Annotated in this window: 13 protein-coding genes; all 13 read right to left on the bottom strand. The window is 37.0% G+C overall.

Translation table 11 applies throughout. The features are described from left to right. Window positions 1-67: 67 nt before the first annotated feature. The 13 genes from BTM29_RS05160 to BTM29_RS05100 all read right to left on the bottom strand — a co-directional run bounded on the left by BTM29_RS05160 (window position 68) and on the right by BTM29_RS05100 (window position 13,125). Window positions 68-1,495 carry an oligosaccharide flippase family protein gene (locus BTM29_RS05160; protein WP_076614486.1) on the bottom strand — a complete coding sequence of 476 codons (1,428 nt, stop codon included), beginning with the start codon at window positions 1,493-1,495 and terminating at the stop codon, window positions 68-70. Further along, window positions 1,496-2,626: a UDP-galactopyranose mutase gene (gene glf / locus BTM29_RS05155; RefSeq protein ID WP_083685928.1), complete on the bottom strand. Its 1,131-nt coding sequence runs from the start codon at window positions 2,624-2,626 to the stop codon at window positions 1,496-1,498. Continuing rightward, window positions 2,623-3,561, bottom strand: coding sequence for a capsular polysaccharide synthesis protein (locus BTM29_RS05150; RefSeq protein ID WP_076614484.1), 939 nt, complete (start codon window positions 3,559-3,561; stop codon window positions 2,623-2,625). Before BTM29_RS05150 ends, glf begins: the two co-directional genes overlap by 4 nt. Before the next feature lie 14 nt (window positions 3,562-3,575). Further along, window positions 3,576-4,463, bottom strand: coding sequence for a glycosyltransferase (locus BTM29_RS05145; protein WP_076614483.1), 888 nt, complete (start codon window positions 4,461-4,463; stop codon window positions 3,576-3,578). A gap of 11 nt (window positions 4,464-4,474) precedes the next feature. Beyond that, a complete protein-coding gene (locus BTM29_RS05140; protein ID WP_076614482.1) occupies window positions 4,475-5,476 on the bottom strand; it encodes a glycosyltransferase family 2 protein in 1,002 nt (333 codons plus the stop codon). Window positions 5,477-5,480: 4 nt separating this feature from the next. Then, the gene (locus tag BTM29_RS05135; protein ID WP_083685926.1) at window positions 5,481-6,545 is read right to left on the bottom strand and encodes a glycosyltransferase; all 1,065 of its coding nucleotides are present in this window, start codon (window positions 6,543-6,545) and stop codon (window positions 5,481-5,483) included. After that, on the bottom strand, window positions 6,542-7,618 hold the full coding sequence (locus BTM29_RS05130) for a glycosyltransferase (protein ID WP_076614480.1): 1,077 nt from the start codon (window positions 7,616-7,618) through the stop codon (window positions 6,542-6,544). The genes BTM29_RS05135 and BTM29_RS05130 overlap by 4 nt, the downstream gene beginning before the upstream one ends. 12 nt (window positions 7,619-7,630) lie before the next feature. Beyond that, a complete protein-coding gene (locus BTM29_RS05125; RefSeq protein ID WP_076614479.1) occupies window positions 7,631-8,284 on the bottom strand; it encodes a sugar transferase in 654 nt (217 codons plus the stop codon). 46 nt (window positions 8,285-8,330) lie between these two features. Beyond that, on the bottom strand, window positions 8,331-9,047 hold the full coding sequence (locus BTM29_RS05120) for a CpsD/CapB family tyrosine-protein kinase (protein ID WP_076614478.1): 717 nt from the start codon (window positions 9,045-9,047) through the stop codon (window positions 8,331-8,333). Window positions 9,048-9,049: 2 nt separating this feature from the next. Next, a complete protein-coding gene (locus BTM29_RS05115) occupies window positions 9,050-9,748 on the bottom strand; it encodes a YveK family protein (RefSeq protein ID WP_076618714.1) in 699 nt (232 codons plus the stop codon). A gap of 324 nt (window positions 9,749-10,072) precedes the next feature. After that, window positions 10,073-11,125, bottom strand: coding sequence for an EpsG family protein (locus BTM29_RS05110; protein ID WP_076614477.1), 1,053 nt, complete (start codon window positions 11,123-11,125; stop codon window positions 10,073-10,075). 70 nt (window positions 11,126-11,195) lie between these two features. Continuing rightward, on the bottom strand, window positions 11,196-11,780 hold the full coding sequence (locus tag BTM29_RS05105; RefSeq protein WP_076614476.1) for a hypothetical protein: 585 nt from the start codon (window positions 11,778-11,780) through the stop codon (window positions 11,196-11,198). Beyond that, window positions 11,773-13,125, bottom strand: a complete 1,353-nt coding sequence (locus BTM29_RS05100; RefSeq protein WP_076614475.1) for an AAA family ATPase — start codon at window positions 13,123-13,125, stop codon at window positions 11,773-11,775. The genes BTM29_RS05105 and BTM29_RS05100 overlap by 8 nt, the downstream gene beginning before the upstream one ends. Window positions 13,126-13,147: the final 22 nt, after the last annotated feature.

The raw sequence follows: 13,147 nt of genomic DNA, 5'->3' as shown, positions 1-13,147 counted from the left end.
TGGTAAACACCACCTTTTTAATTCTACATGGAAATCGATTAGATTAACATATTTATCCATCATATTTTCAAGACTTTAACATATTGCCAATCAACTTCTTAGCATCCTCAATAATACGAGCTCTAAATAAAATCAACAACAATACATAGACGACCATCCCAACAACGACCTCTATTATCAACGCCTTCCAAGTTACTGGCAAGATCTTATCAAGTTCAAAGACGACTTCAAACATAAACAACCCTGAGAACAAATACTTGTACCAATCCAAGAATAATCTGTGATATTGAATCTGTCCTCTAAGTGCAATCAGCTGATAAATAGTGATTGAAAGTTCCGACAACACAGTCGCAATAGTTGCCCCAATAGCACCCCATTTCATGATCAATGGAATATTAAATAGGATGTTGATAACAGCACCAATAATTACCGAAATAGTATACTTCTTCATTTGCTTGGTGGGAATCAAATATTGGATTCCCAAGACATTACTCCAAGCTATCAATAAAATAACGACAGATTCTATGATCATGATAGGAATGACCGCCAAGAATCTCTTAGTAAAAAATAACGTCACAAACTTTGCTGTGACAGCTATCAGACCAAACATGATCGGAATAGCGATGGCACTCACGAATTGGAAACTTTGATACAAATAATCCTTAGTCTTCTCAATTCTTCCTTTCGCAAAAGCACTAGCAACATGTGGAAGCATCACCGTACCAGTCGCCGTCACGATGGCCAGTGCCATTTTGACCATCTTATCTGATTGATCAAAATAACCACTCGCCTGTACTGAGACCATTACCCCCAACATTGTCTTATTCAATACACCATAAATCTGCATGGCAACTTGTGGTATGAACAATACTAGTGAAGGTAACATGTGTCTCCATATTTTCAAATGATGCCAATCTACTTTAGACAAGTATCTCTTCAAACTTGGGAATAAAGTTAAGTTCCCCAGTAACAAAGACAGCGACAAAATTAAAATATAGATTCCCAGGTCACTATATGACTTGACGAAAGTAAAAATACTGATCAAAGCTACGATCTTGATCACAATGTTCCTTATCACGGTCACATGAAAATTTTCAACTCCCATAAAGAACCAAGAAACATCAAAAGCCGCAGCTATCAACGATATAGACTGGGCTAAATAATATATCCTATACTGACCAGAAAATTCTAGGAAAATCAAAAAAACTAAATATGCCAAAATAACCGTGATTATTCGCATAAAGAATATTTCATAAAAAGTCTGTGTCAATTTCTTTTTATCATTGCGAACAAAGGCGACTTGTCGGTTACCATAAAGATCCACACCAATACTACCAAGAACTATGAAGTACTGAATGATCGAGTTGGTATATGAATTGATACCCACTCCACTTGGCCCCAGAACTCTTGCCAAATAAGGTGTTGTCACCAAGGGAATCAGTAAAATGAAGATCTGATAAAGCGCATTGTAAAGGTAATTCTTAACAACTCTCATCTATCCAAACTCTCGTTTGACCAGTTGAAGTGCAGCCATGATAGTCTGATCCATATTGTAATAACGATACAGACCCAATCGACCACCAAACAATACATTGGGACATTGTTCTCTAGCCAGCTTCACATATTGGTCATAGATTTGTTTGTTTCGGTGATTATTGATTGGATAATATGGCTCATCACCACGATGGAATGCCTGCGGGAACTCTTTTGTGATAACGGTTTTACCCTTATTGCCCTTACCGAATTCAAAATGCTTATGTTCAATAATTCTCGTATAAGGAGTTTGTTCATCTGTATAGTTAACGACCGCAACACCTTGATAGTTATCGACATCTTTAACCTCAGTCTCAAAGTTAAGACTACGATACTTTAGATCTCCGAACTTATAATCAAAGAATCTATCGATCATACCGGTGTAAACAATCTTGGTCTGCGGGTCATTTTGGTAACTATCCCTATCATTGAAGAAGTCGACGCCCGTTTTCACATCTATCAAGTCACTATTCAGTAATTGATTGATAATCTGAGTATAACCACCCATTGGTATACCCTGAAAACGATCATTAAAGTAATTATTGTCATAAGTGAATCTAACTGGCAGACGGCGGATTATAAAGGCCGGCAAGTCAGTCGCAGCTTGTCCCCACTGCTTTTGTGTATAACCTTTGATTAACTTTTGGTACACATCTTTACCTACCAAAGACTCAGCCTGTTGCTCCAAGTTCTTGGGCACCGTGGGCAAGTTTAACGCTAGTTTTTGTTGTGCAATTTTTTCTTTGGCTTCTTGTGGAGTGATCACACCCCACATTTTATTGAATGTATTCATATTGAACGGCAAATTATATATCTCACCATTGAAGTTAGCGATCGGTGAGTTGATGTAATTATTGAACGTGGCGAACTGATTGATATAGTCCCAGATTTCCTCTGACTGAGTGTGGAATATGTGCGCACCGTACATATGAACCTGGATACCTTCGATTTCTTTGGTATAAATATTGCCACCAACGTGGTCACGTTTTTCAATCACTGTAACCTGTTTACCTCGCTTAGCCGCTTCATATGCGAATACAGAGCCAAATAATCCTGAACCTACTACTAAATACTTCACCAACATCACCTTCATTCATACAAGTAACTATAAAAAGTCTTATCTTGATCATTTGTTCGACCATAATAAGTAACCTTATTAGATAATTTAAAAAGCTTAGTGTTCTCAGTCATCTTGCTCATGATCTCCGAGTCAAACTTGTCGTTCATAATCGGCGACAGGCATTCACAATTGACGTTATTTTGTGGGACCCGATTCAACTTCTCTTTGAAACCATCAATATTGTTCTTGTAAGCAATATCAAAAATATAATCAGTCAAGAAGTAATCCGGTATCTGTCGACCACCTTCCAGATAAAAGCCAAGACAGTCACTGACAAACTTGAATAACATCTGACCAGACCTACCACCCAAACAATAAATCGCCCATCTACCCTTGGGGATAAACTTACTTCCAAAGTTTGGTATCCCTTTGATCGTGATCAGATCATGATCAAAGAAATTCAAGTTGTTCAAGAACTCCTCGTCAACACCAACATAGATTGAGCTATCCAACCAGACGCCACCATACTCAAAGATGATTCTTGTTCTGATATAGTCTGAAAAAGCTGCCGTAGAAATTTTGCCAGCATTTAATCTATTCGTGATTTTTTTTGGTATGTCGATAAAATCTGAAATATTCTCCTGGGTCAACAAGATCACTCGCTTGTTCAAACGGGAGCGCATAAAGTCAATATTCTTCTTGATCAATATCGGCATATCGCTAACTTGCCACCACATCACCCAAATCACCTTGTCAGTTAAAAACGGATCATTTTTAGTCAATTCATCACACCAAACCGTCGTCGGCATATCCATAATTGTATGTTGAATTTCTCGTTCCACCATTCTGTGATATGGATCATAGATGAATCCCGGTAGGATCGACTTCTTATTGTGTGTCATTAACTTCAAAAGTGACTCTGATTTATAAATATATTTCAAATATGCATTCAAAATGCTCTGCGACATCGACATAACCTCACTTAATTCTTGTGTACATATGAAATCTTCGGATTAAAGAAACATCCCGAAATAATTCCTCGTGTCATAACTAATAACTTGCTCATCCGGTGAGTGACCTTGTGACCAAGTCCTACTTGAAGCACTTCTAGACCCATCCCAGCAAATGTTTTTACTTTTGATCTACCGTGTTTCTTTCTGGCCAAGAATACTTTGTTTCTAAATAAATAGTAGTAACGACTTATCCGGTCAGTGTCATCATTAACAATATCTACTCCGATATTTTGTGACATTTTGTGGATAACTAGGCTTTCTGGAACAAAGTACGAAGTAGTCGTTGCACTTATCCTTGAGGTATACTCGGAATCATCACCCCAAATAAAGAATTCCTTATACGGTAGTCCAACTCGTTGAATTATCGTACGCGGTAGTAATAACGACACAAATGATGCCGACTTGATCACCGGTAAAAACTCACCCTTATAACCAAATTCATTCCAATCCAGTGGATCGACAACTGGAATATTCATCAATGCTGGAGTGCCATCAGTAAAACGAACATTGCTGGCTAAGAATCCAAACTCATCAATACTTGGGATTACTTCAAGTAACTTGGCCAAAGTGTCTTTCTTGGGGATAGTGTCGTCGTCCATCAACCACAAATAATCTGACTTATAATTCTCCATAAAGAATTTGATCCCTGTAAAGAATCCACCAGATCCACCAGTATTCTTAGCCAAATGAATCACCTTGAAACAAGTTTTATCCAGTGAGTCTAGATATTCTTTAGTACCATCAGTACTGGCATTATCAACTACGATCGTGTCTACAACTTGTGAACCAATACCATCCAGACACTCCTTTAATAGATTCAGTCGATTATACGTGACTACTAGTGCTACAACAGACATGACTTCACCTCCTAGTAATGGAATAGATTCATCTTCCAAATTGCCAAATAATGAATGAGTGGGAACAGTAGAAAGTGTGATTTTACCAACATCTTCATCGGTAAATTGATATCTTGTATCTCAAAGTAGTAATTATCCTTCGCATGTTGATAGAACTTAACGAGTTTAGCTTTAGTCACTGACTTGATCGGTTCAACTGAAATGATCTTCATTTGTGTAGCAATCATTCTGCTGAGACGATTGACCATCAACTCACGCTGATTCTCATTGATACCATTAATATGTTCAACAATATATTCATTCACATGCTCAATGACCATTTCGTGTTGCTTGGAATTCTTGACCATATTGCCTAGAGTGATCGACTGATCGGCTTGATTGACCCGATAGTTGTAGAGTGGCAAATTAACGAACTTATACGTTTTGACATATGGAATCGGGTAGAGGATATATTCAATATCCACGTAATACGCATGTTCATCGATTTTTATACCATTTTCTTTTAATAGCTTTGTCCTCAAAGTGTACGTGTGCATCGATGGGACCGGGGCTATTTTTCGATCTTTCAAATAATACTTTTGATTCCATCTAATATCTTCTGACTTGATCTCTTTGACATACTTACGCTTAGTCTTATCATTGAAGACCCAAAAAGGTGTCAAAACAAGGTCAACGTCTTCTAGCTTCAATAAATTGACAAACCTGTCGAGATTAGCGCTATCCAACCAGTCATCACCGTCGACCACCTTGAAGAATCTACCAGTCGCATACTTTATACCAGTGTTGATGGTCGATCCGTGACCACCGTTGACCTGAGTTATCAACTGGATAGATTCTGGATATTCAGCCACATATTTGTCAGCGATTTTGGCCGTTTGATCAGTTGAACCATCGTTGACCACCAAAATATCCAATCGATCCAAAGTGTGACAATTGACTAGATTATCCAATATATTGCTCAAAGTGTTGCCTACGTTATAACTAGGGATAACAATCGATAATAATTTATCCATGGGATTACCCCATTTCCTGTAATATCTTAATTAAATTTGCAAAATAATTCTTACTATAATACTTACTGATTGACGCCTTCATAGCCTTACTACGATAATTCTGCCGATTCTCGAATACCTCGATCATTTCATCCCTTAATTCAGCCACATCACCAGTTTTGTATAACAACCCATTCTCACCAGTGATCTCATCACTTGGCCCAGTCAAAATATCTGCGGAAATAACTGGTACCCCGTGTGATATTGCTTCCAAAATCGACATCGGTAGGCCTTCATAAGTTGAAGTCAGGACAAACGCCGTAACGCTTTTTATTTGCGACCAAGGATTCTTGTTCCAACCTTTAAAATTCACTTGGGAAACATCTAGTTTGGTGACTAATTCACGTAACTTGCTCATATCTTGACCACTTCCCCACAAGTCCAAGCTTGCATTTGGCAATTGTTTTTTTAGCATGGCGAATCCATGTAGTAGTTCTTGGAGATTCTTTTGGTGCCGATATTCCAACCTACCAACATAAACATATCTAGGATCTTGACTGGCTGGTATCTGGTATTTGGCTTTCTCGATAGGATTGAAAACTACAAAGATACGTTTCCTATCGATGCCCATATCCAGCAACTGTTGCTTGATACCAGTCGAAATAGCCAAGTGATAATCAGCTGATTTGAACTGTTTATTGTCTGTGGAGAAGACTTGATTCAATGAGAAATGGACCCAGTTGATAATTTGATAATGCTTATGAAATATTCTTTTGAATCTATGACTGAGCGCGATGTATTTGGGTGAGAGAACAATGACTTTGTCAGCCTTAGTGAACATTAGATAGACCGCCAAGTTCAATATGCCAATGAACTTTGCTAGCTCATTGTTAAAGATTCGCCAACCGAAAATATAATTACCCGAGTGGTTGAACACGTTGTTGCTACGATATGCAAAGGGAATGACAAATCTCACTTCTAGATTTTTAATATGCTGAGTTGCGAAGTATTCATCCCATTTGCGTAACACAGTCTCGGTCCCACCGATATAAGGTGGATGAAAGTAAGGTATTACCACGTCCACTCTCATACTGTTGCATCGCCTAAATAGATAGCTTCGATCTTATCAACCATATCTGACACATCGTACTTACTCTTATACAACCGGTAGCTAGCTTGAGAGAGTTTGTCCTTATCCTTGATCACCTTTGAAAATGAATCAGTCAATTTCCTGTCGTCATTCAGTATTTTCTTCGTTAACAAGATGCCATTGTGATCGACCAGTTCTCTGTGGCCGATAACGTCAGTGATCAAGAGTGGTAACTTTTCTGAGATTGCTTCTAGAACTGAGAAAGGTTGCCCCTCATAGCGTGACGTTGAGCAGAATATATCGGCAGACTCCAAGTACTTATACGGATTGTTGCGATACCCGATAAACTTGATCCTGTCGCCTAAATTCTGTCTGATAACCTCAGCACGACATTCATTGAGAAGTGGCCCATCCCCGACCCACGTAAAACTAGTATTGGGGATAGCTTGGGTTATTTTCTCCGCAACTTTGATGAATAACTGTGGGTCCTTTTGGAAGTCACAACGTGCTACGTTGATGAAGTTTAAAGTGGGATGTTGAAGCCTTTCATACTCATGACACGGAACGCCGTTGTTGATGACTACTGATTGAGCTTTGTTAACTAGTTTGTTAGCAATTGCATAATCCTGCTCATCTTTTGAAACATGGATGATCTTGGCAAAATGCTTACTCATGAACTTCTCGACCCACTTGATACATATATTCTTGAACTTGCCACGATCCACTTCCGAGAAATATGCATGTGGTGTGAATACTATCGGCGGACAGTTGTGATAACGCAGCTTGTATATGACCATCGTTAAACCAGCAATCGTACTGTGGGCATGAACTAACTGGATCTTTTTGTTAGTTATCAATCTATGCAGACGTCGCAATACTGATAAGTAACTGAAGATGTGCTTATATTCTGAAAGGTCGTCATCGACTAGATAACTTCTTGGAATCTCACTACCACGCTTGGAACTGACCAAGGTGGTCATGGAGATATTCTTGTCATCAGCGAATCTATTAAGATAGTCGATCTGACGCTTAACGCCACCACCGTATGCTTCACAAATCTCTAATACTTCCATAACATCACCTCGCTAATAAGCTCCGTTGGGCTTGAAAAATAAAACAAATGTTTTTATTAATATATATAAGTCAAATGAAAAACTGCAGCGATTGATATACTCCAGATCCAACTTGACCATGTCGTCAAAACTGACATTACTACGACCACCTATCTGCCAAAGTCCTGTACAACCGGGCAAGACATCTAGTCGCTGCATAGAAAAGGCATCATAATGCTCCACCTCACTTGGAAGTGGCGGACGTGGACCAACTAGACTCATCTCACCGAGCACCACATTTAACAACTGTGGCAATTCATCTAGACTGTATCTTCTGATAAAATGACCGATTCTTGTGACACGTGGATCATGCTTCATTTTGAACATTGGTCCAGAAACTTCATTCTTGTCAGCAATTTTCCCCAGTTGCTTATCAGCATTAACTCTCATTGATCTGAACTTGAACATTTCAAATGACCTTTGAAACTTACCGACCCTGGTCTGTTCATAAAATATCGGACCATGTGGATCGTCGAACTTTATCAATATCGCTATCACCAAGAACACCGGTGACAGAATAATCAAGCCACAAATGCTTGCGACCAAGTCAAAAATCCGCTTAGTAAATCTGTAAAAATATCGATGCTGCTGATGCAGTGCATCAATTGAGTGTTTCCAATACTCCATACAAAGGACCTCTTTGAATTTCCCATTAATTCAAAGATCGATACCTCTATTTGTATATCCCGTAATATTCGGTGCCATAATAACCAGACTTAGATCTAGTTACTCGATTCATAATCGCTCCACAAACATGTGCATGTACTAGTTCAAGGGATTCTTTGGCATGAATCACACCATTCTTGGTAGCGATTCCTTGTGGCACTACCATCACTACCCCATCAACCACACTCGCCAATACTTGCGTGTCGGTGACAGTGTTGACTGGTGGTGAATCTAATATCACTAGATCGAACCTTTCATCCAATTCTTTTAACAATTCCTTGATTCTTTGACCACCCAGTAACTCAGAAGGGTTAGGTGGAATCGGTCCACTAGTTATTATTGATAAGTTCTCAACTATTGACGGTTGAATGATTTCATCTAAGGCCGCATGTCTAGATAAGTAGTTGGACAATCCAACTTGATTACTCAAACCAAAGGTCCGATGGATTGTTGGACGACGAAGATCCGCATCGATCAGGATTGTCTTAGTATTTTGAGTGGCACAACTTACCGCAAAGTTATTGCTGACAGTTGACTTACCTTCTGATGGATCAGCCGAAGTGAAAACTAAAGACTTTATCTTTTTATCGACCGCAGTGAATTGAATATTTGTTCTAATCGTTTTGAATTGCTCTGAAATAGGACTTTGTGGACTAGAATAAGTAATCAAGTTAATGCCGTTTTTTTGGCTATTATTATCTAACTTTTTCTTTTTATTCCACATAACTACTCCTTTTGATGACTGTTCTTTTTATTATCCATTTCTGAAACTTGACCCAGATTGACCCAGCCCATATTCTTCAAGAATTCTTCGTTAGTAACCGTGTTGTCACTGACTTCTCGAATAAATGCTAAGGAAATACCCAATACCAAGCCAACTACTAATCCCGCTAGTAAACTCAAGACTTTCTTAGGACTATAAGGTTTAGAGCTCGGTGTCGCAGTCGAAACGATCGATACATTATCAATATTCATGATCTTGCCTACCTTGCTCTTAAAGACTCTCGCTGTTTCGTTAGCAATAAGTGCCGCAGTATTCTTATTAGCCGATTTGGCAGATACTGAGAAAACCTGTGAATTTTGTTGATTGCTGATACTGATCGACTTGGCCAAATTTTCACTTGAAGTTGGACTTTCTGGATAATCACGCACCTTTTTCATAACAGTGTTCAAGACTGCCGGACTAGTAATAATGTCCTTGTAAGTACTTATCATCTGTACATCAGCTTGAACCTGTTGGAATTGTGCCGATTGTAAATCAGTCGACAATTTTCGGTTAACGAGCAGTTCAGTCGTCGATTCATACTTAGGACTGATAACAAAAAACGTAGTGAAACCAGTGGCGAACAATACTATTAAAGTAGTAATTATGATCAATTTCATATGCCTATAAATAACATCAAATACTCCAATTAAGCTTGTCATATTAGGCGTTTCATCTGATTTCAAAAACTCACTCCCGATGCTAAAGAATCTATATTTCACACAATATCTTGTGGTCACATCACATGATAATTCATGTAGTGAACAGCGGTATAGCAAAGAGGGTTGAAATTACGATTCGTCTATTTTCAGAAAATTAGAGCGATCCACAACACGAAAATTTCCGAGCATTAACACAAAAAATGACCTTCACAAAGTGAAGATCATTTTTAGCGTTAAGCGGAAGAAATTGTGTTGTGGATCGCGTTTCAGCCCAAAGGGATGGAACAGAGGGAGAAAAAAAGTGCAGACGAAACCCAAAAAACCTCAATCAAAAACCCCATAAGGAATCACCTCACCCAGATTATTCCCCAACTTATAGTAAAATATCGCCAAACCAACCCCAAGTACCAATCCAACCAGCACCATATACAGATATCTCCTATGAAATTTTCTAGATAACCTAGCAAGAACTTGCGGGATGAACACAACTGAATAAACCGCAAAGTAATCTGCCATTCGAATTATCAATTGTGACTTGGAACCAACAATGTACAAAACAGCCCCAATCATAGTCATAAATGTGACAAATCCACCGACCTTGTCATCAGACATGTCCGTCAAGAACATCGCTATAATAACTATCAACAATAAGAAAATCCCTAGCATTAACGATCCACCACCAGAACTCAGTACAGTGTCAGAGTACATTTGATAGTGATTGAATAACTGTGAAAAGTTGTTTAACAGATTGTTCAGGAACAAATTGGATAATAACGAAACTCCCAGTATCAAACAAAAAGTTATCTTGTTCTTTTTCATAAACCAGATGACGAATCCGATAATAGCGAAAATCGCCGTGCTGTGTATCCCAATCGATAAAACAAATATAATTATCGACCAGATATACTTCTTTCGCGACAACAAAGCCATCGCAAACATAGTCATCGCCACTGCCAGCATTTGACGTTGAATATTGAAACTTTCAAAGTAGAAATAAAACGTTAGATAGATATAAATGCTCAAGAACATAAAGTTCTCATTGTTATTGAGTAGCTCGATCGACTTCAAAACAAAGAATATCGTCGCCAGTGATAGTACAAATAAGAACACGTGATAATTACCACCAGTCAGATTGAAGATGGCGTTACTAATGGCGGAATAAACCATGGCACCATTACCATTGAATCCAGAGTTTTGGACAAGGTAAAAGTCGACATATTGCAGCGTATCTGTCCCTACCATGCTTGACCGTAGTCCTAATAGTAGCGTTAAGTGAATAAATATCAGCCAAAAATACGCCCGATGATTCTTGTAATAAGTATTGGTAAATAAACTGTAAATCAAAAAAATCACTAAATTAACCGAGTAAAAAAGCATTATTCTTACCCCACAATTATCTTTGTGAACAAGAATAATACTTTTGTTTAAACATATCTATTTTTATGTATTACGAATCAAAATTTGAACGATGATCAAGTAAATATTGTAACAAAATATTCAAATTTGTTTTTTTAGATTTCTCTAATTTACCAATGAGTTGCTCCATACTTTCAAGATTAATATCAATATTTCCAAAAACCTTGATGTACTTTGCCTTATCTCTATTGGTCTTAGCTACAAAGTCAAAGTTTATATCATTTAAAACATCTTCTAAATTCTCACTACAATATATCGGTTGAATATACGTTTTTAACTCATGACCATTAATTCCACTTATGTTTCCAGCAATATAGTTTTTTCTTACAGAATCATCTTTACAATCATCAACATCCATAAGTGTAAAGATTTTGAAATCATATAATTTCTTCTTTTTATGCTCAATTGTCCCATATTCTCTTAATAAGGATTTACAATCTTTAAAAATTTTATTTCCAAAAACATTATGTAATCCATCAATTTGAATACTTGATTTGCCTTTGTCTCTAGCAAAAATTTGTATATTTAGCCTTAACTTTGACTTGATTGCACTTATCATCGCATATTCGGATTGACCATGAACAATTACAACAGCACAGGTACCCCTATTAATCATGATTTACCCCAAGATTCTCAATAATATCGTAGAAATCGACATCATCAGCGTATGGTATACCGGCAAAATAACCTTCAAGATATAACTTTTGAATATTATTATTTGAAGCAATATTACTCTTGGAAGCTTTGGAGATATTACTTACACGCTTATTACCAGAAGAATCAACCTGTATTACGTAAAGTGACGATACATCCAGCTGCTTCATCACCTGAGTATCATGGGTCGTAAATATCAACTGACCTGTTATATCATCCTTAACATTCTCAATAATCCTATCAATCAACAAGTCGTGAATACCCTGATCAATCTCATCAATAATAACTGTATCACCATTCACAGCATTCAACAGTAACGGGAATAAATTCAATAACTTCTTAGTACCATTCGATTCTAATACGAATGGTATCTCAACAATCTCATCACTTATCCTCTTCTTTTCATACAATTCATATTTAGTCTTATTGTCTTCAAGACTTTCCGTCTTATAATGAAGAGACATAATATCACTGTACAATGGGACAAAGTACTTATTCAAAGATTCTGAAGTATTCTCTATTTTATTCCTTGTATTTCCATTATTTACAGTCCCACTAATCAGATTATGTAACATTTGTCTAAAATTATTGGCACCCCGTGCATTATCAGTTTTAAATGATAAATGTTCGAATTTAGATTGTACTTTTAAGAAATTATTCAAAACATTCTCAATAATGTATTTTTCATTATTCTCTACTGCAAATTCTTGAAAAATAGCGAGAAAAGTATGTTTCCCCCATAATCTCTTAATTAAATCATCCATAGAATTAGAAAGATTAGCATTTTTGAACAATTGCGGGCTAACTTTGATAGAAATATTCTGATTTTCATCGCTTGTTATATGAAAAATAACACCACTAGATTTTTTAATTAGATAGTTGAGTTCCTCAGAAGCAAGATACAGTGATCCACTACTATCTTTTTTAAAAATCAACTTATAGTAACCGAAATGACCATAGATTTTGAAATTATATTTCAAACTCATTGGTTCAGTAGCTCCTAATAAATAAGTGTTTTCAAATACTCTATCTATTCTGCTACGATCACTATACATCGCTGTATAATGCTTGACATTCATTATATTCTCATTTTTGGTATCACTAGATAAGAATTCATCAAGCTTTTTCTTAGCATTCAAAGTATCAAGAGATAATCTTAGATTCATGAATGCTGAGACAATATTTGATTTACCAGATCCATTCTCACCATATATCGCAACAATTTTTTTGAAGTCATTCTTTTGTTTTATATTTAATTTTAGTTTTTTTAAAGACATATAATTTTCAAATTCCACGCTAGTAAACATACTATATCCTCCAAATCAATAC

The sequence above is a fragment of the Companilactobacillus allii genome, assembly GCF_001971585.1.
Lineage (GTDB): Bacteria > Bacillota > Bacilli > Lactobacillales > Lactobacillaceae > Companilactobacillus > Companilactobacillus allii.
Note: the sequence above shows the minus strand (reverse complement) of the source record. Positions and strands in the feature narration are given on the sequence as shown.

What these genes read in the sequence shown, in the direction of transcription:
- BTM29_RS05160 (WP_076614486.1), bottom strand. Translation starts at nt 1,495, where the DNA reads ATGAGAGTTGTTAAGAATTACCTTTACAATGCGCTTTATCAGATCTTC.
- glf (WP_083685928.1), bottom strand. Translation starts at nt 2,626, where the DNA reads ATGAAGGTGATGTTGGTGAAGTATTTAGTAGTAGGTTCAGGATTATTT.
- BTM29_RS05150 (WP_076614484.1), bottom strand. Translation starts at nt 3,561, where the DNA reads ATGTCGCAGAGCATTTTGAATGCATATTTGAAATATATTTATAAATCA.
- BTM29_RS05145 (WP_076614483.1), bottom strand. Translation starts at nt 4,463, where the DNA reads ATGTCTGTTGTAGCACTAGTAGTCACGTATAATCGACTGAATCTATTA.
- BTM29_RS05140 (WP_076614482.1), bottom strand. Translation starts at nt 5,476, where the DNA reads ATGGATAAATTATTATCGATTGTTATCCCTAGTTATAACGTAGGCAAC.
- BTM29_RS05135 (WP_083685926.1), bottom strand. Translation starts at nt 6,545, where the DNA reads ATGAGAGTGGACGTGGTAATACCTTACTTTCATCCACCTTATATCGGT.
- BTM29_RS05130 (WP_076614480.1), bottom strand. Translation starts at nt 7,618, where the DNA reads ATGGAAGTATTAGAGATTTGTGAAGCATACGGTGGTGGCGTTAAGCGT.
- BTM29_RS05125 (WP_076614479.1), bottom strand. Translation starts at nt 8,284, where the DNA reads ATGGAGTATTGGAAACACTCAATTGATGCACTGCATCAGCAGCATCGA.
- BTM29_RS05120 (WP_076614478.1), bottom strand. Translation starts at nt 9,047, where the DNA reads ATGTGGAATAAAAAGAAAAAGTTAGATAATAATAGCCAAAAAAACGGC.
- BTM29_RS05115 (WP_076618714.1), bottom strand. Translation starts at nt 9,748, where the DNA reads ATGACAAGCTTAATTGGAGTATTTGATGTTATTTATAGGCATATGAAA.
- BTM29_RS05110 (WP_076614477.1), bottom strand. Translation starts at nt 11,125, where the DNA reads ATGCTTTTTTACTCGGTTAATTTAGTGATTTTTTTGATTTACAGTTTA.
- BTM29_RS05105 (WP_076614476.1), bottom strand. Translation starts at nt 11,780, where the DNA reads ATGATTAATAGGGGTACCTGTGCTGTTGTAATTGTTCATGGTCAATCC.
- BTM29_RS05100 (WP_076614475.1), bottom strand. Translation starts at nt 13,125, where the DNA reads ATGTTTACTAGCGTGGAATTTGAAAATTATATGTCTTTAAAAAAACTA.